This window comes from Streptomyces sp. NPDC048696, assembly GCF_043198895.1.
Lineage (GTDB): Bacteria > Actinomycetota > Actinomycetes > Streptomycetales > Streptomycetaceae > Streptomyces.
The window spans coordinates 1-18427 of the sequence record NZ_JBICVJ010000008.1; the positions used below are offsets into that span (position 1 = coordinate 1).

Genomic DNA, 18427 nt, shown 5'->3' on the forward strand with positions numbered 1-18427 from the left:
CACCGCGTCCACGATCAGCGCGTCGACCTTGTTCGTGATCATCGTGTCGACCTGCTGCGTCTGCGTCGTCGCGTCCTGCTTGGCGTTGGCGTAGACCACCCGGCCCTTGCCGGCGGTGAGATCGCTGACCATTTTCTCGATCAACGGCTTGTCGAACTTCTCGTAGCGCGCGGTCTGGTTCTCCGGCAGCAGCAGGCCGACCTTGATCGCCCCGCTCTTCTTCGCGCCCGGGTCCTTGGCGCCGCTGTCGGACTTCTTGGCGCTGCCGCAAGCGGCGAGCGAAACGGCCATCGCGGTGACGCTCACGGCCACAGCCGCATGACGCATACGCGTGTTCATCCAGATACCTCCCTGACGAGGCCGCATCGCTGCGACCGAGGTGGCTGGAAGTCAACTGGGAGGTGTATGGGGCGTCAAGGAGTTGAGGGTTAACGAGACGGCAACTCGCCTTTCCGTTGATTAGTCGAACAGGCAACGATTCCGCTTAATTGGCGGGAGAGGCAGGCCGGTTGGTGTGACCCGGGCTCACGTCAAGCGGAAGCCGTCCGCCAGTGCGTCCATCTGTCCCGTCAGCAGCGTCCGGGGCCGGTGCCCCATTCCCTGGTACTGGCCCGAGACCGCGAGACTCACCGTGCCGTGCAGTTGCGACCAGGCAACCACCGCGCCCGCCAGGGCGGTTGCCGCTGCGGCCTCATGCGCGGGGCGGTCGGTGTGGGCCGCGACCCAGTCGGCGACGGCGCCGTCCTGCCGCAGCCACACGGCCATTTCGTCGACGGTCGGGCGGTACGCGTCGACCGGGTCCCCGGCGGCGAAGACCGTGAGGAACGGGCCGAGCGCGGCCCGGGCGCGCTCCAGGGTGTCGGGCGGAGCGGCGTAGCCCGGTACCGGAGTTCCCTGGATCAGCAGATAGCGGTGCGGCTCGGCGGTGGCCCAGTCGAGGCAGGCGTCGGCGAGCGCGTGCAGCGCGGTGCGGGGCGTGCCCACGGTGCTGGTGCCCACGCGCACGATCGCCTGCGCCAGATCGTCGTACGCGTCCCGGATCAGCTCGTTCAGCAGGTCGTCGCGGCCCGCGAAGTAGCGGTAGAGGGCGGGCCCGGAGAGTCCCATCTCCTTGGCGATCCGGGTGAGCGCCAGCGCGGTCGCGCCGCCCTCGGCGACCTGCTGGAGCGCCGCCGCCTTGATCTCCGCGCGGGTCTGCTCCCGGTAGCGGGCGCGCGGGCTCTTCACTTCGGCGGGCATGGGTCCTCCTGCGTACACGACGGTCTCCGTGTCCGGCACGGCGTCCGAACGCAGTGCACATTCAATCATCCTCTTGCGAGTCAGGATCGCAACAGTTACGGTCTCTAACAGAAGCGACGGAACATAACTCGATTCGCCAAGGGGATCCTCATGTCCAGCACGCCCAGTACGCCCAGCACCTCAACAGCCCGTTCCCGGCACGTCGTTCTGGGCGCGGGCCCGGCCGGCCGGACGCTCGCCGCCGAGCTCGTCCGCCGGGGCCACGCCGTACGACTGGTCGACCGCGCGGGGTCGGGCGACGCCATCGAGGGCGTCGAGCGGTACGCGGCCGACGTCAGCACCGCCGAGGGAGCCCGCGCCGCCGTCGAGGGCGCGGACGTCGTCCACCACTGCGTCAACGTCGGCTACCACCTCCAGATCGAGCTGATGCCCCGCATCCAGCAGGCGGTGCTCGCCGCCGTCGAGGCGGTCGGCGCGCGCCTCGTCGTCCTCGACACGCTCTACCCGTACGGGCCGACGCACGGCGAGGTCATGACCGAGGACACCCCGTGGCGGGCCACCTCCCGCAAGGGGCGGATGCGCGCCGAGCTGGACGAGGCGTATCTCGCGGCCCATCGCGACGGGCGCGCCCGAGTCGTCCTCGGCCGGTCGGCGGACTTCGTCGGCCCGCAGGTGCTCAACTCCTCGCTCGGCGGCGCGGTGTTCCCGGCCGCCCTGTCCGGGGGCGAGGCGCTCGGGCTCGGCGACCTCGATCTGCCGCACAGCTACACGTACATAGGCGATGTCGCCGCCGGACTCGCCACCCTCGGCGAACACCCCGAGGGCGACGGGCGGGTCTGGCATCTGCCCACCGCGCCCGCGCTGACCACCCGTCGTATCCACGCGATGATCGGCGAGCGGGTGGGCGCCCCGGTCAACGCGACGGTCCTCACCGAGCCTCGCCCGTTCGGGCCGTTCGACGAGACGTTCATGGCCGAGTACACCGAGCTCTTCTACCAGCACACCGAGCCGCAGATCCTGGACTCGTCCGCCTTCGAGCGGGCCTTCGGCGTCCGGCCCACACCGCTCGCCCAGGCGCTCGACGCCACCGTCGACTGGTACCGCGCGCTGCTCGCGGGGCGGGTCTGACGGGCGGTCGGCGGACGGCGCGCGAGCGCGGGATGGGGCGAACGGCCCCGCACATGGGCGATTATGCCCATGCGTCCCCTTCCTGCCGTCCGCGTGAGAAAGAAGGCCGCTGTGGCTGCGCACACCGAGGACGGTCGCGGCGGTCGGCCGGGCGCCGCCGGACCGGCCGCGCCGCTGCCCGACCGGAGCCGCTGGCAGGCGCTCGCCGTCTGTCTGGTGGCGGGGTTCATGACGCTGCTCGACGTGTCGATCGTGAATGTGGCGCTGCCGTCGATCCGCGCGGCCCTCAAGGCCCCGGAAGCCGGTCTGCAGTGGGTGCTGTCCGGATACGCGCTCGCCTTCGGCCTGTTCCTCGTTCCGGCCGGGCGGATCGGCGACGCACGGGGCCGGCGTGCGGTGTTCATGACCGGTCTGGCCCTGTTCGTCGTCGCCTCGGCGGCCTGCGGGGCCGCGCAGTCCAGCGCCTGGCTGGTGGCGGCCCGGGCCGTCCAGGGCCTGGCCGGCGGCCTGATCTCGCCGCAGATCTCGGCACTGATCCAGCAGATGTTCTCCGGGGCCGAACGCGGCCGCGCCTTCGGGATGCTCGGCAGCGTCATCGGCATCTCGACGGCGGTCGGCCCGCTGCTCGGCGGGCTGCTCATCCACGCGGCGGGCGCGCACGAGGGCTGGCGCTGGGTGTTCTACGTCAATGTGCCGATCGGCGCGGTGTGTCTGGTCCTGGCGCGCCGACTGCTGCCCGACACCCCGTCGGCCCGCCCCGTCAAGCTGCGTCGGCTCGACCCGGTCGGGGTGGCGCTGCTGGGCACCGGAGTGCTGTCGCTGCTGCTCCCGTTCATCCAGGCACAGCAGTGGCACGGCCCCGAGAAATGGCTCCTGTTGCTGCCGGCGGCGGCCCTGCTGGCCGGGTTCGTTTTGTGGGAGCGCCGACAGACCGCGCGCGGACGGTCCCCGCTCCTGGACCTCACCTTGTTCCATGAACGCAGTTACTGGCTGGGGTGCGCGCTGATCCTGCTCTACTTCGGTGGGTTCACCTCGATCTTCTTCATCACCGCCCTCTATCTCCAGGCCGGGCTGCATCTGAGCGCGCTGGTCGCGGGCCTCGCCATCACCCCGTTCGCCGTGGGCTCCGGGGTCGCCGCCGCGATCGGCGGCCGCCTCGTCGCCCGCTTCGGCCGACGCCTGGTCGCCGTCGGCCTGGTCATGGTCGCCGTCGGACTCTGCGGCACGGCGCTCGCCGTCCACCTGGTGGCGGGCAAGTCCTCGGCATGGGCGATGACCGCGCCCCTGCTTCTCGCGGGGCTCGGCAGCGGCCTCGTCATCGCGCCCAACCAGACCCTGACGCTCTCCAAGGTCCCGGTCCGCTCGGCGGGCAGCGCGGGCGGCACCCTCCAGACCGGACAGCGCGTCGGCTCGGCCGTCGGCATCGCCGCCGTCGGCTCGGTGTTCTTCGCCAGGCTGACGGGCCACGGCTGGGCGTCGGCGTACGACCACGGGCTGTTCGTGTCGATCGCCTTCGTGGTGGGCGCGTTGCTGCTGGCGCTCGCGGACCTGGGGACGGTCCTTGAGTAGCGCTGATCGCGGCCGTTCGGCGGGAGCCTCAGCCGGTCACCCAAGCGCCGCCAGGCCCTTGGCCAGGTCTTCCTTGTCCATGACCGGAGTGAAGGAGATCTTGGCGCCGAGCTCCATGAAGAACGGCTCCGCGATCTTGGGCATCTCGGACGGGTCCTGGAGGTCGAAGACTATGAACGCCGTACGACACCCGTTCTGGGTGGTGAAGTAGGCGGCTTCGGGGCGTATGGCCTCCAGCGCCGACTGCATGGTCTTCTGCATGTTGCCGTTCTTGATGTTCTCGTTCGACTTCGCGGTGTCCATTTCCACTCTCAACAGCACACGCACGGAACTCACCCACTCCCGACCGACCGGGTGGGTGCACGTCTCGACGCACCGGTCACTCCCGGCCGCGTATAGAACAAGGGTCTCGCGTTCCCCTCATGACCACAATGCAGGGCCGACCCTGCCCACCGGGGCGCCGGGGCCTCGTACAAAATGAAGCCCGAGTTCCTGTTATCCCGGCGTCCGGCGGGAGTCTCCGAACGACGGGAGCGCACGAACGACGCCAGGGTGAGGGAACGCATGCACAGGGACAGCACGGCCATGCCGGATCTGGTCGGCGCGGCACGGACCGGGGATGCCGGGGCGCGGGAACAGCTGGCCGCCGACTATCTGCCGCTGGTCTACAACGTCGTCGGCCGCGCCATGGACGGGCACGCCGACGTCGACGACGTGGTGCAGGAGACCATGTTCCACGCCCTGGAGGGCCTGGACGGGCTGCGCGAACCGTCCAGGTTCCGGTCCTGGCTGATCGCCATCGCGATGAACCAGATACGCAGACGCTGGCGCACGCAGCAGCACACCCCCACCACCAGCCTGGAGCGCCTGGCCGAACCCCTCGATCCCGAGCCGGACTTCGTGGACGTCACCATCCTGCGCCTGGGCCTGTCGGGTCAGCGCCGCGAAGTGGCCGAGGCGACCCGCTGGCTCGACGCGGACGACCGCGAACTGCTCGCCCTGTGGTGGCAGGAGGCGGCGGGCGAGCTGACCCGCCCCGAACTGGCCGAGGCGATGGGCCTGACCGCCCAGCACGCCGCCGTGCGGGTCCAGCGGATGAAGGCCCAGCTGGAGGTCGGCCGGATCGTGGTGCGGGCTCTCACCAACCGGCCGCTCTGCGACGAACTGGCCGCGCTGACCGCCGACTGGGACGGCCGCCCCGAACCCGTGTGGCGCAAGCGGATCGCCCGGCACACCCGGGAGTGCCGCGCCTGCTCCGGCCACGGCTCCGGCCTGGTACCCGCCGAGGGCCTGCTCGTCGGCCTCGCGCTGATCGCCCCGCTGGCCGGTCTGTACGCGGCGGTCCTCGCCCCGGCCGACCGGATCGGCCTCGCCGCGTCGGCGACACCGATGACGTCGCCCAGCGGTGCGGGCGTTCCGCCGAAGCCTCGTGCGGGTACGTACGCGGTCAAGGGCGCGGCCGCCGTCGCGATCGCCGTCGTCCTGGGGATCCTCGTCGTCCTGCTGTGGCCCGACCGGCGACCCGAGGCCGCGCCCGCACCGGCGACGGTGACCAGTGCGTCGGCGCTCGCTCCGTCACCCTCGTACGCCTCGCCCTCGGCCAGTCCCACGCCGCAGCCGACGACGGCCGCTCCCTCGCCCAAGGCCAGCACGAAGAGCGCCCGTCCCACTCCGCCGCCCGCCCCGACCCCCGAACAGCGGCTCATCCAGCTGATCAACAGCCGCCGCAGCGCGGCGGGTTGCGCCCCGCTGCGCCGCGATCCCCGGCTCACCACGGCGGCGGTCCGGCATGCCCGGGACATGATCGCGCGTGGCTACTACGGCCACGAGAGCCCCGAGGGGCAGCACGCCGACGCCCGGATCAGGGCCGCCGGGTACCCGGTCGGGGCCTGGGCGGAGAACCTGGACAAGGGGACGGCGGATCCGGCGGCCGTCGTCAAGGACTGGACCGACGGCTCGATCCATCAGCAGAACATGCTCGACTGCGGGTACCGCGACACGGGCGTGGCCGCCGTGCCCGGCCCCGACGGCACGGTGTGGGTCCAGGACTTCGCCGGGACGTCGTCCTGAACCCACATCCGTATCGGTGCCGAGATCGACTCAGCTGCCGAAGTTCTGGACCCACCAAGGGCCGTTGTCGCTGAGGTTCACGCCCACGCCGATGTCCTTGAAGCCGCAGTCCAGGATGTTGGCGCGGTGGCCCGGGCTGTTCATCCAGTCGTGCATCGCGGCCTCGGGGCTCTTGGGGCTCCGGTGGATGTTCTCGCCCCACTTGTGCCAGTCGTAACCGGCGGCGGTCATACGGTCGCCCGCGTTCTTCCCCTCCGGGGTGTCGTGCTCGTAGTAGTTGCGGGCGGCCATGTCGTCGGCGTGCTCCTGGGCGGAGGAGTTGAGCCTGCTGTCGGCCTTGAGCGGTGAGCAACCCGCCTTGGCGCGCTCGGTGTTGGCGAGCGCGATGACCTGCTGGACGTACTGGGCGGCGGTGCCGGTGACCGCGCTCGCGGGCTGCGACGCGGGGGAGGTACGGGAAGACCCGCTGTCGGTGTGCCCGGTGGTCGTCGTCGGGGTGCTGTGCTTCTGCGCCGGGTGGGAGGTGGGGGCGCTGGGGCTCGGCTTCGGCTTGGCGGCGGCCTTCGAGGGTGTGGCGGAGTGGGTCGGCGACGGCGACGCGAGGGGGGCGGCCGGGTCGGCGGCGGTGTCGAGGACGTGCCCGGTGGGCGCCGCCGCCTCGCTGGCGACGGTCTTGGCGTGGTCGTCGGACTGCGGCCAGCACAGCGCCCCCGTGATGGCCGTGACCGCCACGGTTCCGGCAACCGCCGTGCCGACGGTTCGGGTGGACCACCGTCGCCGCGCGTGCCGCCGCGCGGCCCGCCCCTGGGGCGCCGAGTGCCGGGCGTGGGGGTGGTCGTCGTGGTGCTGCATGGGGCTCCGCTCTCTTTCCGGTGCTGCCGGGGGTGTCCGGCGCATGGGAGAGCGGGTGGGGCGGCGGGCATAACGTTTTTTCTGGGGGTGACTTGGATCACGTGGTGTGCCGGCGCGCTGTGCGGTCATTCGGCTGCGCGCCGTCTGTGGCTGGCCGCGCGGTTCCCCGCGCCCCTGTAGGTCGCCCGGAACCGCATCGCACTGCCGCGAGTCCGCTCAGACGACCCGCAACCGTACGGGCTCCGCCCGCCCCGTGTCGGCGGTCGACGCGTTGAGCAGGCTCAGACCGGCCGGGGTCGGGGTGTGCAGGACCGAGTTGCGGTCGCGCGCGGTGCCGATCAGCCCGGCCGACCGCAGCACCGTGGCGTGTTCGCTCGCGCTCGCCACGGAGACATCGGCGCGGGCCGCGAGCTGACTGGTGGTCAGCCCGGGCTGCTCGGCGATCGCGCACAGCACGGTGGCGCGGGTCCGCCCCAGCAGCGCCGACAGCGAGCGCGGCGCGGTGGTCAGCGCCCCGGCCGTCGACGCGGCGGGCAGCGCGAGCCCCGGCGTCCCGTCCTGCCCGATCGGGAAGCTGATCCACGGCTGGGGCTCGGCCGCGTCGTCGAAGAGCGGGTACTCCGAGCCGAAGAGCGTCGGGATCAGCAGCAGACCCCGGCCGTCGAGATACAGGTCGCCCTCGTGGCCGGAAGCCATGGTGAGTTCGAGCACCGGTGGGTTCCAGCGCACCCGGCGCGGGTGGAGCCCCTGGAGCAGGCGTTCCACCCCGCCCTCGGTGAGATGCCGCATCCGGATGGCCCGGTCGGCGCCCGCCAGTTGCTCGATGCGCGGCCAGTAGGGGGCGACGATCTGCTCGTGGGCGTCCTCGAAGACGTCGACGAGACTCTGCAGGAACTGGGGATCGCCGTCCGTGCGCCGCATCCACTCCGGCACCCGCCCCGTCCGGTGCACCCACTGCTGCACATACCGGCGGACGACCCGGGGCGGCGTGGCCCGTACCTTCTCCCACAACTCCTGTGTGCTGCCCGGCTCCACGGGCAGCAGGAAGTCCAGCGACCAGCCCTTGGTGGGGACCACGTCGAAGGCCATACGGGTCCGCGGGTCGAGGCGGCCGAACGATTCGCGCCGCCACGCGTCGAAGCGCGCGTGGTGCAGGTTCTCCTGCAGCACCCGCAGCGCGATGTCCAGTTCGAGCAGCGGACGCGGCCCCTGGGCCACCCGGGTACGGGCGAGGTCGTCGGCGGTGAAGTGTATGCGCAGCGTCACTTCGCCGAGCATTGCCGTCCGGCGTGTTTCGGACCAGCCCGAAACACGTCACCTCTGCCGTCGGAGGCTTGGCACTCTGAGCGTGTGCAACGGGGGAGTGCCGGCCGGTACACACGGGGGATGCGCGACGTGTACCGGCCGGTGCGCTGTGTGCGCGGCCGGGCGTCCGGTCGGCGTGGCGGGTGCCCGATGCTTGGAACGCCGAGCGGCCCGGTTTAGTTTCTCGTTGCACCGGGTGGCCGACGTCGTGCGGCCTCCGTTCCTCGAAAGGATCGAGCCTCATGCGTTACGCAGTCCTCGGTACCGGCGCCGTCGGCCGGAACATCGCCGCAAAGCTCGCCTCCCTCGGCCACGAAGTGGTGGTCGGTACGCGTGACCCGAAGGCCACCCTCGCCCGCACCGAGTCCGACCAGTTCGGCAATCCGCCGTTCGCGGTCTGGCAGCAGGAGCATCCCCGGGTGGGTCTGGAGACGTTCGCCGACGCCGGGGCGTTCGGCGAGAGCGTCGTCAACACGACGGCCGGTACGGCGAGTCTGGCCGCCCTGGACGCGGTGGGCGCGGAGAACCTGAACGGCAAGGTGCTCATCGACATCGCCAACCCGCTGGACTTCTCGCAGGGCATGCCGCCCTCGCTCGACCCGGTCAACACCGACAGCCTCGGCGAGCAGATCCAGCGCGCGTTTCCGCAGGCGCATGTGGTGAAGACCCTGAACACCATGAACACCAAGGTCATGGTCGAGCCGTCCCGGGTCGCGGGTGAGCACAACGTGTTCCTGTCCGGCGACGACGAGGCGGCCAAGAAGGCGGTCGCCGCGCTGCTGATCTCGTTCGGCTGGCCCCAGCAGAGCATCCTCGACCTCGGCGACATCACCAGCGCGCGCGGCGCCGAGATGATGCTGCCGATCTGGATGCGGCTCATGGGCGCGCTGGGCCACACGGACTACAACTTCCACATCCAGGGCGCCTGACCTCCGGCCCCCGGCGGACGTTACCGGGCCGGGGGCGAGGACGGACTCGTCGAAGGCCGGGCCGTCGGCAGTTCGGACGGCCTACGGCCCGGCTTGGAGGCGGGCTGCCGAGCCGACCCGCCGCGCGTCGCCTTCGAAGCCCCCGGCATCGGTACGGCAGGTGGCGTGTCGGTGTGCCCGGTGGCCCCGGTACCGGTCGGCGGCCGGGAGGGCTGCGGCTGGGGCGAGAGGGCGGGGGAGGGCGAGGAGGAGGGCAGGGGCGCGACCGGACCGGGCGTGGCCGGGCGTGCCGGACTCCGGTCCGGGGCGAGTGCCACGTAACCGATCGCCACCGCCGCCACGGTGGCGAGTGCGGCCAGCGGCAGAGCGAAGCGGCGAGTCGGTCGGCCGTGAAGTCGCGGCAGCGCGAAGGCGGTTCGGCGCGGCCGAGGACCCGGCGGGTCGGCCGGGCGCAGGTCGTGGACGGTGATGGTCTGGGCCCGGGCCGCGAACGCACGCCGCAGCCGCGTCTCGACGGGGCGCTCGGAGCCCTCGTGGCCGTCCATGTCCACTCCTCTCACGACCGCCCCTTCAAGATCTTCTCCAGTGAGTCCAGGCCCCGGCTCGCGAGGGACTTCACGGATCCCCTGCTGATCCGCAGCGTCTGCGCGATCTCGGCCTCGGTGAGCTCGCCCCAGTAGCGCAGGACCAGCACTTCGCGGCGCCGGGCGGTCAACTGGCCCAGCGCCGCGAGGACTTCACGGTGCTCCTCGTCGAGCACCACGTGCTCCTCGGCGGAGGGCGCGTCGGCCTCGTGAGGAGGTGTGTACGCCCGCGCCGTGCGCCGTCTGCGCAGGACCGAGCGCGAGGCGTTGACGACGGCCGTACGCAGATACGCGAGCGCGTTGTCGATCTCACCGATGTGCTCGCCGTGCCGCCGGTAGAGCGCGGTGAACGCGTCCTGCACCACGTCCTCGGCGGTGGCCCGGTCGTCGACGAGCATCACCGCGAGGTGCACCATCCGTAGCCGGTGCGCGTGGTAGAGCTCGCTGACGGTGGGCCGTACGACACCCTCCGGGCCGGGTCCGCCCGGGGAGGCCAGGGGGGGTTCACGGTCGGCCAGCCGGTCCCGGCGCAGCAGCCAGTGCCGGAACGCGCGCAGGCCGAAGCCGCCGGGCGGCGCCGGCTGCCGGACAGCGGTGTACTCCATCACGTCCTCGGGTGGAACGGTGCGGCCCCGCCGGACGGGGCCGCCCTGCGCCTGGGTGGTCCCACTCCTCAGTGGCCGTGCCGCCGCCGCACGGCGTAGACGGTCCCGGCGCCCGCGGCGATCAGTACGCCGGCTCCGGTGCCCAGGACCGTGTTGGTGGCGGACGAGCCAGTATGAGCGAGCTCGTCCCGGCCTGTCGACGCGGCGGACGCGGGGCCGGGCTCGGCGCTGGGCTCGGCGCCCGAGGGCGCCTTCGTCGCGGGGCGGCTCGGGGACGCCTCGGGTTCACCGGCGCCCCTGGTCGGCTTCGTGGACGGCGCGGCGCCGGGCCGGGAGGCCGACGGCTTGCCGGGCGCGGGCTGCTTGGCGGGGACGGAGGGGGCGGCGCTCGGCTCGGCGCGGTGCGAGGGCGCGGTGCTCGGAGCGGTGTGCGACCGGGCGCCCGAGTCGTCGGCGTACGCCGCACCGGCCAACGCGGGGACGGCGAGCGCCGCCAGGAGTCCGGTGGCGGCGGCCCCACGGGCGAAGGCGCGGCGGTGGTGCTGGGTGGTGTTCACGTAGGAGCTCTCCAGATCGACTGAACAGCGCCGGACGGCGCCCTTCACCCCTGACGACGTGCGACGAGGGTCGGGGTTGCCGCCACTCCGGAAAAAGTTTCACGCACCTCGGGGGGCGCAGTCCCCCCGCTGGGCAGCCCTCATCGACCTCATGGCCGGTCCCGCCCCGGGCGGCCGGTGAGGCTGGCCACGACCGTCTCCGCGAACTCCTGGGTCAGCGGACCGAGCGCGTCCCACTGGCGTACCGCCCAGCCCGCCGCGAGCGGTGGCAGCGTGGGGATGGGGATCAGGCGGAGTGCGCCGTGGCCGGAGCCGGTCCAGCCGGGGAGGGCGGGGACGACCGCGTGTCCGAGGCCGAGTTCGGCCAGCAGGATGGCCGTGTCCCAGTCGGCGACGCTGGTGGTCGAGGCCAACTGGATGTCCTGGCGGTCGAGTTGGTCCTCCAGGTGGGAGCGGGACGTGGAGTTGGCGGGCAGCTGGATGTGGTGGATCCGCGCCAGGTCGGCCGCGTCGACGCTGCTCTTGTGCGCGAGCGGGTCGTCCGCGTGGACGGCGAGGACCCAGGGCAGTTCGATCACCGGACGCTGCTCGATGCCCCGGGCGGGGGAGCCGATGGTGATCCAGGCGAGGTCGGACTCTCCGGCGGCGAGCGCGTCGAAGCAGCCCCGGCTGGAGTTCTCGGTACGGAACTCCAGCTTGACGCCGGGGTGTCGGTGCCGGAACGCGACAACGCCGTCGGACATGAAGTGGCGCACGGTGGTGGCGCCGGTGGTGATCCGGACGGCGCCGCCGTCACCGTGTTTGAGGTCCCGTAGCCGACGCAGCGCCAGCTCTATCTGCCCGAGGCCCTGGGCGGCGGCCTGTTGGAGGATCCGCCCGGCCTGGGTGGGTGCGACGCCACGGGGTCGGCGCTCCAGAAGCGGCAGTCCGAGTTCTGCTTCCAGCCGTTTGACGTGCTGGCTCACCGCCGACTGCGTACGGGACAGATCGCGCGCCACCGCGCTCAGATTGCCCGTCTCGCATGCGGCGACGAAGACTCGGAGATCGTCGAGGGTCATCATCAGGTCCAGATCCAAGGTATTTGCTGGGGGAGTGGAAGGAAATCCTAGGATTGACTTGGGTTTTCGTTCGGGACAAGGATAGGCAGTGGCCCCGGGGCGGCAACCCGTCCGCGGTCGCCGACGGGGATCCGGACCTCGGGGCGATCGGCTGCGGAGGGTGTCGACCCCGGTGCCGACACGGGGGAGTTCACCGGCGGGCCCCAGGTACCTGGGGTCATGTCCCGTCGATTCGTGCCCTGCTGACGTCCTGTTACACGCCCCGTCACGCGTCCGGTTACACATCTGGTGTTACTGGTGAGAAATATGTGACGCTGACCCCGCGCGGATGCGCGGTTGGACGAAAGGACAGTTGATGGCAGCGTCGGGTCGACCGGAGCGTGCGGACGAGGTCACCGCCCATGAGGTGGGACGGCGGCGGTTTCTGGGATATGTGCTCGCGGCCTCGACGCTGACGGTGGCCGCGAGCCTCGGTGAGTCGGCCGTCGCGCCCGGACGGGCCGAGGCGGCGGTCCCGTCGCTCCCCGGGCCGTCCGAGATCTACGACCTCAACGACATGCTCACGGACGCCGCGCTGCCGACCGCCAACCTGATCACCATCCAGGTCGACGCGGACGGCACCGCCTCCTTCGTGCTGCCGCGCGCGGAGGTGGGCCAGGGCATCACCACCTCCTCGGCGATGCTGATCGCGGAGGAACTGGACCTGCCGCTGGAGAAGGTGAAGGTCTCGCTGGCGGACGCGCGGCCCGAGCTCCTGTTCAACCAGATGACCGGCGCGTCCAACACCACGATCTCCACGTTCACCCCGATCCGGGTGGCCGCGGCGACCGCCCGGGCCCGGCTTCTGGAGGCCGCGGCCGCGCAGTTCGGCGAGGCCGCCTCGACGCTGACCACCCGTGCGGGCGTGGTCACCTCACCGCGCGGGAAGAGCGCGACCTACGGCGAGCTGGCGGCGAAGGCCGCGAGCCGGACCACGCTCCAGCTCGGGGTCACGCTGAAGAAGCCCGCGCAGTTCGGCGTCATCGGTACCCCGCGCGGCCGGATCGACGCGCTCGCCGCCGTCACCGGGCGCAAGCGGTTCGCCATGGACACACAGGTCGCGGACGCGCTGCCGACCATGGTGTGCCGCCCGCCGACGATCAACGGAACGGTACGGTCGGTCGACAACCGGGCCGACGTCCTCGCGATGCCCGGCATCACCCATGTCGTCACCGTCCCCACCGGCGTCGCCGTGCGCGGGCGGACCTTCGGCCAGTGCATCGACGCCGTACGGGCGCTGCGGGTGTCCTGGGGCCCGGGCACCGCGGAGGGCGCGTCCGACGCCACCGTCCTCAAGGAGCTGCGGAGCGCCGAACTCCCACTGGTGATCCCCGCGTTGGACCCCCTGGTCAAGTCGGTGGACGCGCGCTTCACCTTCCACTTCGCCAGCAACAGCGCCCTGGAGCCCAACTGCGCGATCGCGGACGTCAGGAGCGACCGGGCGGAGATCTGGGCGTCCTTGAAGACCCCGATCGTCGCCCAGGAGCGGATCGCGCTCAAGCTCGGTCTGCCGCTGTCCGCCGTCAAGGTCCATGTCACCGAGGGCGGCGGCTCGTTCGGCCGCAAGCTCTTCTTCGACGCGGCCATCGAAGCGGCCCAGATATCGCAGGCGATGGGCAAGCCGGTCAAGCTGATGTGGCACCGCACGGACGACTTCCGCCAGGGTCGCACCCACCCGATGTCCACCTCCCGGGTCCGGGCGACGTACGCGCTCGGTGAAGTCCTCTCGTACGAGCAGCGGCACACCTCGGTGGCCACCGACTTCGGACACGGGCTCGGCGAGATCATCACCTCGATGGCGGCGAAGCTCCCCGTGGGCGACCTCGCCTTCTCCGAGACGATCTTCGAGCTCACCCAGCAGAGCCCGTACCACTTCGGCGCGACCACCCAGCTGCTCAGCGAGGTGGACAAGGGCTTCAACACCGGCAGCATGCGCAACATCTACTCGCCCAACGTGCGGTGCGCCCAGGAGCTCGTCGTCGACCAGCTCGCGGCGAGGATGGGCAAGGACGCGTACCGGTTCCGCCGCCAGTTCCTCAAGGAGGACCGGGCGCGGGCGGTTCTCGACAAGGTCGCGCAGGTCGGCGAGTGGGGCCGGGAGATGCCGGCCGGCACCGGGCAGGGGATCGCCGTCCACCCCGAGTACCACGGGTTCGTCGCGGTCCTCGCCGAGATCGACTGCCGCCCGGAGACCACGGGCCGGCAGATCCCCGACGCGTACACCGGCCCGCGCGTCACCCGGGTCGTATGCGCGGTCGACGTGGGCCTGGCCGTCAACCCGCGCGGTCTTGAGGCCCAGATGATGGGCGGGATCATGGACGGCATCGCCGTCACCCTCAGCTCCGGTCTGCACCTCAAGGACGGCCACTTCCTCGAAGGCAGCTGGGACAACTACTTCTACACCCGCCAGTGGAACACGCCGCCCGAGCTGGAGATCATCGTGATGCCGCCGACCGGTGAGAAGCCGGGCGGCGCGGGGGAGCTGGCCGTCGCGGGCGCGATGGCGGCCGTCGCCTGCGCCTACGGCCGGGCCACCGACACCATGCCGACCACCTTCCCCATCAACCACGACGGCCCGCTCGGCTTCGAGCCGCTGCCGACCGTGCCCCCGATCCCCGCGTCCCCCACCGACGGCCTCGGCCGCGCCTACTAGGAGCATCCGTGCCTCTGCACACCTTCATCCTCAACGGAAAGCCGGTCTCGGTGGACGTCGAGGACGACGTACGGCTGCTCTGGGTGCTGCGCGACGTCCTGGGCGTGACCGGACCGAAGTACGGCTGCGGCCTCGGCGTCTGCCAGGCCTGCACCAGCCACATCAACGGCAAGGCGTTCAACCCCTGCTCCGTGCCGGTCAAGGACATCGGCCCGACGGACGAGGTGACCACCATCGAGGGCCTGCCCGCCACGGTCGGCAAGGACCTGCACCCGATGCAGGAGGCGTGGCTGGAGTACGACGTGGCCCAGTGCGGCTACTGCCAGCCCGGCCAGATCATGGCCGCCGTCGCCAAGGTCCGCCAGGCCCGCGCCGCCGGTCATGAGATCGGCGACGCGGACTTCGACGAGATCCGCAACATCTGCCGCTGCGGCACCTACCACCGCATCCGCGAGGCGATCAGAGCGGGAGCGAAGAACTTCTAGAGGTCCACCTGCTTCCAGAGGTCCGCCTGAAACGCACCGTTCACGAAGTGACACACAGCGTGGCGGCGGGCGCCCGGTAATCTCGTGCGAACAGCCACGGGGCGGGCGTCAGCCCTGGTATGCAGGGGGATAGTCAGCACTCGTGGGATGATCGCCGCGTTGGTCCGGAGAGCGTCAAGCCTTGATCACGGTTCGGTAAATTTGGAACCCTTGTCCAGGCTTTGTCCATCCCCGGAGGCGGAACACGACCGTCGTGCCCCGAGGGGCAGAAGCAAGCCGGAGCCATCTGATGTCGCACGCGTCCACCCGGACCAGGAGCGAGACATACCAGTCCCAGGGCCACCGCCGCGCCTCCAAGGCCCGGAGGTGGTTCTTCGTAGTGGCGTCCGTTGTCCTGCTGGGAGCGATCGCCTGGCCGGTCATGAGCTACTTCCAGATACCGCCCTTCACGGACAAGGGCGACCCGATCTCGTACGGCAAGATCGACAACAAGCCCGGCGGAGCCCAGCAGCAGCCCGCGGACTCCAAGACGCTGATGCCGACCGGGCCGGACGCCAAGTTCAAGATCTCCAGCACGCTCAGCAACGGCACGCACGTCGGTGTCACGACGATCACCGGCAAGAAGTCCGGCTTCACGGGCAAGGTGTGGGTCTGGGCGCCGAAGGAGTACGACGACCCGAAGTACGAGAAGAGCGGCTTCCCCGTGCTGATCGCGCTTCCGGGCGGCCCCGGCTTCCCCAACAACTACTGGATGGACAACAACCTCAAGCTGGAGTCGTCCATCTCCAAGTGGGCCGAGTCGGGCAAGGGCAAACCGTTCCTGCTGGCGATGCCGGTGCTCAACCCGAAGCCCGACGACGGCGGGCTCTACTGGGACGGCAGTGACATCCCGAACCAGCCGAAGATGGGCACCTGGCTGACCGAGGACGTGCCCGAGCTGATGAAGGAGAACTTCCGGACGATCAAGTCGCGGGACGGCTGGGCCTTCATGGGCTCGTCCTCCGGCGGCTTCGCGGGCCTCAAGGCCGTGTTGAAGCACCCGGACAAGTTCAAGGCCGTCATCGCCTCGGGCCCGGACATCGTGCCCGACTCGCGGCTGTGGAACGGGCACCCGAAGGAGAAGGCCGAGAACAACCCCGAGGTGCTCTCCAAGCAGCTGATCGCCGCCAAGGGGCCGGACGTCTACCTCGCGTTCCAGTACGGGACGAAGGAGAAGTCCGTGATCCCGAAGGTGGACAAGTACATCGCCACCTACGGCAACAAGGGGCCGATCCACACGCATCTGGAGGTCATCCAGGGCGGTCAGCACAACGCGGTCACGTACATCAAGGGGATGGACGAGAGCAGCATGGCGTGGATCAGCGAACAGATCGAGGGGCCCACTGCCGCGCCGTGACGCGGGGTGTGAGGTGTGAGAGGTGAGCGGCGGCCGGGCGGATGACCGGCCGCCGTTTTCCGTGCGGCGCTCAGGCCGGGGTGCGGCGCATACGGGCACGGCGGCGCAGTACGCCGACGGCGCCCAGCGCGAGGGCCCCGGCGACCGCCGCTCCGATCAGCCACGGGCCGGAGTGCGAGACCGGCTCACCGGCCACGGTGACCTCCCCGGTGACGGGCCGACGGCCGTGGCCGGGGACCACGGTGAGCGGGTACGTCCCCGGCCGCAGATCGTGGCGCAGGGTGATGTGCCCCGCGAACAGCGTGGAGCCGTCGTCGCACTTGCAGCCGGGGTCGTCCGGGCTCTGCGTCCTGATGGTCACGTCGTGCTCGAAGGCGGGTGACCTGACGACGCGGGAGCCCCCGCTCTGGTCGAAGTGGTCGTCCGCGAGCACGACGACGACCCTGCTGCCCGGCCGTACGGGGTCGCCCATGCGCAGGGAGGGCGTGAGCACGCCGAACCGGCGGATCGTGAGCGAGTTGACCGGCGCGACCTCCAGCGGCGCCGTGGCGACGGCCCGGCCGTGGCTGGTGGCGGTGAGCGTGTACGTACCCGGCGCGGTGTCGGCGCGTACGGGGTAGCCGCCCGCCGCCGGGAGGAGGGCGGAGTTCCGGGAGCCCTTCCCGTCCGGGGTGAGGCGGATCGGCTTCACCAGCGCGGGCGAGGTGACGGTGACCTCGTCCCACCCGGCGGGCATGTCCCGGATGCCGACGCCGAAGGAGTCACCGGCCTCGACCCGGGCGCCGTTGAAGAAGTCCAGCCGCGGCCCGGAGGCGGCGCTCGCGGGAGCCGTGGGTGCGGGAGAGTCGGCCGAAGCGCCGGAAGCGGGGCCCCACCAGGGGGTCAGCAGGGCGAGACCGATGACCGCCGCCGCCCGAACCGTCCTGCGCGACACGTGTTTGCCTCCCCGGACTCTTCCCCTGCCGGGAAGCGTTCACCGGCTTCTGCCCGGAAGGGCGCTCACGGGACAAGAGCCCGGTCGACCCCTGCCGGTTGCGTCGCTTTAACCATCCTTTGCCGTACGGTCGGTGGGCGCGTCGGCACCGTCGGGGCGGCGAGGCCGTCAGCTGCCGGGTGGTGTCCCGCCGCCCAGGTCCGGATGACACAATCCGCTGGGCACGAGGGCCCCGTGCCACCGATGATCCGCCCGTCCCCCTTGATACGGAGTTCCGGCCATGTTCCAGCACCGCACCGCGCTCCGGCGCGCCCTGTCCCGCAGTGCCGTCGTCGCCGGGCTCGCGGCCGCCGGGCTGCTCACCGCCACGGGCGCGGCGTTCGCGCACGTCACCGTGCACGCGGACAACGCCGCCAAGGGAGCCACGGACGGCGTCCTGACCTTCCGGGTGCCCAACGAGGAGAGCGGCGCGGACACGACCAAGATCCAGGTGGTCGTGCCCACCGACCACCCGGTGCTCTCCATGCTGGTGACCCCCGAGGGCGGCTGGACCGCGCAGGTGACCACCACCAAGCTCAAGACCCCGGTCAAGACCGACGACGGCACGATCAGCGAGGCGGTCTCGGAGATCACCTGGACCGGCGGCACCATCAAGCCCGGCCAGTACCAGGACTTCCATGTCGCGTACGGCCAACTGCCCGACAGCGCCGACCAGCTGACCTTCAAGACGCTCCAGACGTACTCCGACGGCAAGGTGGTCCGCTGGATCGACGCGAGCCACCCGGGCCAGGACGAGCCCGCGAACCCGGCGCCGGTGCTCAACCTCACGCAGCCGTCGCCCCAGCCGTCCAAGCCGGGCACCCAGCCGTCCGCCTCGACCGCCCCCCGGGCGGCCGCCAGTGCGTCCGCCAGCGACTCCACGGCCCGGGGAATCGGCATCGCGGGCCTGGTCGTCGGAGTGCTCGGCGTGGCCGCGGCAGCCTTCGCCATCCGCAGCGCCAGGTCCGCACGCGGCTGATCCGTC

General features: G+C 71.4%; 17 protein-coding genes and 1 pseudogene. 8 read left to right on the forward strand and 10 right to left on the reverse strand.

Annotation, left to right across the window (positions count from 1 at the left end):
- Positions 1–339: pseudogene (locus ACGFRG_RS18105) on the reverse strand (ABC transporter substrate-binding protein); the annotation flags it as partial.
- A 186-nt stretch (positions 340–525) separates the two neighbouring features.
- Positions 526–1239 (reverse strand): TetR/AcrR family transcriptional regulator, encoded by a 714-nt coding sequence (locus ACGFRG_RS18110; protein WP_393264944.1) that lies wholly within the window; start codon positions 1237–1239, stop codon positions 526–528.
- 150 nt (positions 1240–1389) lie between these two features.
- On the opposite strand from ACGFRG_RS18110, the gene ACGFRG_RS18115 reads away from it, so the two are divergent.
- Together ACGFRG_RS18115 and ACGFRG_RS18120 are read left to right on the forward strand one after the other, a co-directional pair.
- Positions 1390–2367 (forward strand): NAD-dependent epimerase/dehydratase family protein, encoded by a 978-nt coding sequence (locus ACGFRG_RS18115; RefSeq protein WP_361421599.1) that lies wholly within the window; start codon positions 1390–1392, stop codon positions 2365–2367.
- A 69-nt stretch (positions 2368–2436) separates the two neighbouring features.
- Positions 2437–3936 carry an MFS transporter gene (locus tag ACGFRG_RS18120; RefSeq protein ID WP_393264948.1) on the forward strand — a complete coding sequence of 500 codons (1500 nt, stop codon included), beginning with the start codon at positions 2437–2439 and terminating at the stop codon, positions 3934–3936.
- 36 nt (positions 3937–3972) lie between these two features.
- Here ACGFRG_RS18120 and ACGFRG_RS18125 read toward each other — a convergent pair whose 3' ends face one another.
- A complete protein-coding gene (locus ACGFRG_RS18125) occupies positions 3973–4239 on the reverse strand; it encodes a DUF3303 family protein (RefSeq protein ID WP_361421602.1) in 267 nt (88 codons plus the stop codon).
- Between the two features lie 261 nt (positions 4240–4500).
- Here ACGFRG_RS18125 and ACGFRG_RS18130 point away from each other — a divergent pair, with 261 nt between their 5' ends.
- A complete protein-coding gene (locus ACGFRG_RS18130; protein ID WP_361421605.1) occupies positions 4501–6006 on the forward strand; it encodes a sigma-70 family RNA polymerase sigma factor in 1506 nt (501 codons plus the stop codon).
- Between the two features lie 30 nt (positions 6007–6036).
- Here ACGFRG_RS18130 and ACGFRG_RS18135 read toward each other — a convergent pair whose 3' ends face one another.
- Entirely contained in the window at positions 6037–6858 is an 822-nt protein-coding gene (locus ACGFRG_RS18135; RefSeq protein WP_361421608.1) for a CAP domain-containing protein, read from the reverse strand.
- Between the two features lie 216 nt (positions 6859–7074).
- Entirely contained in the window at positions 7075–8124 is a 1050-nt protein-coding gene (locus ACGFRG_RS18140) for an ArsR family transcriptional regulator (RefSeq protein WP_393264952.1), read from the reverse strand.
- A gap of 281 nt (positions 8125–8405) precedes the next feature.
- Here ACGFRG_RS18140 and ACGFRG_RS18145 point away from each other — a divergent pair, with 281 nt between their 5' ends.
- Positions 8406–9092 carry an NADPH-dependent F420 reductase gene (locus ACGFRG_RS18145; protein ID WP_393264954.1) on the forward strand — a complete coding sequence of 229 codons (687 nt, stop codon included), beginning with the start codon at positions 8406–8408 and terminating at the stop codon, positions 9090–9092.
- 20 nt (positions 9093–9112) lie between these two features.
- On the opposite strand, the gene ACGFRG_RS18150 is transcribed toward ACGFRG_RS18145, so the two are convergent.
- From ACGFRG_RS18150 to ACGFRG_RS18165, 4 genes are all read right to left on the reverse strand, one after another.
- Complete coding sequence (locus tag ACGFRG_RS18150; RefSeq protein ID WP_393264957.1) at positions 9113–9637, reverse strand: hypothetical protein; 525 nt, start codon at positions 9635–9637, stop codon at positions 9113–9115.
- A gap of 11 nt (positions 9638–9648) precedes the next feature.
- Positions 9649–10281, reverse strand: a complete 633-nt coding sequence (locus ACGFRG_RS18155; protein ID WP_393264960.1) for an RNA polymerase sigma factor — start codon at positions 10279–10281, stop codon at positions 9649–9651.
- Positions 10282–10349: 68 nt separating this feature from the next.
- Positions 10350–10838: a hypothetical protein gene (locus ACGFRG_RS18160; protein WP_393264963.1), complete on the reverse strand. Its 489-nt coding sequence runs from the start codon at positions 10836–10838 to the stop codon at positions 10350–10352.
- A gap of 149 nt (positions 10839–10987) precedes the next feature.
- Positions 10988–11896 (reverse strand): LysR family transcriptional regulator, encoded by a 909-nt coding sequence (locus ACGFRG_RS18165; protein ID WP_393265588.1) that lies wholly within the window; start codon positions 11894–11896, stop codon positions 10988–10990.
- A 355-nt stretch (positions 11897–12251) separates the two neighbouring features.
- Here ACGFRG_RS18165 and ACGFRG_RS18170 point away from each other — a divergent pair, with 355 nt between their 5' ends.
- The 3 genes from ACGFRG_RS18170 to ACGFRG_RS18180 all read left to right on the forward strand — a co-directional run bounded on the left by ACGFRG_RS18170 (position 12252) and on the right by ACGFRG_RS18180 (position 16469).
- Positions 12252–14588 carry a molybdopterin cofactor-binding domain-containing protein gene (locus ACGFRG_RS18170; protein ID WP_393264966.1) on the forward strand — a complete coding sequence of 779 codons (2337 nt, stop codon included), beginning with the start codon at positions 12252–12254 and terminating at the stop codon, positions 14586–14588.
- Positions 14589–14596: 8 nt separating this feature from the next.
- The gene (locus ACGFRG_RS18175; RefSeq protein ID WP_361421629.1) at positions 14597–15073 is read left to right on the forward strand and encodes a (2Fe-2S)-binding protein; all 477 of its coding nucleotides are present in this window, start codon (positions 14597–14599) and stop codon (positions 15071–15073) included.
- A 289-nt stretch (positions 15074–15362) separates the two neighbouring features.
- Positions 15363–16469, forward strand: coding sequence for an alpha/beta hydrolase-fold protein (locus ACGFRG_RS18180; RefSeq protein WP_361421632.1), 1107 nt, complete (start codon positions 15363–15365; stop codon positions 16467–16469).
- 70 nt (positions 16470–16539) lie between these two features.
- On the opposite strand, the gene ACGFRG_RS18185 is transcribed toward ACGFRG_RS18180, so the two are convergent.
- Complete coding sequence (locus ACGFRG_RS18185) at positions 16540–17403, reverse strand: hypothetical protein (protein WP_361421635.1); 864 nt, start codon at positions 17401–17403, stop codon at positions 16540–16542.
- Positions 17404–17683: 280 nt separating this feature from the next.
- Here ACGFRG_RS18185 and ACGFRG_RS18190 point away from each other — a divergent pair, with 280 nt between their 5' ends.
- Entirely contained in the window at positions 17684–18421 is a 738-nt protein-coding gene (locus tag ACGFRG_RS18190; protein ID WP_393264972.1) for a YcnI family protein, read from the forward strand.
- Positions 18422–18427 lie beyond the last annotated feature (6 nt).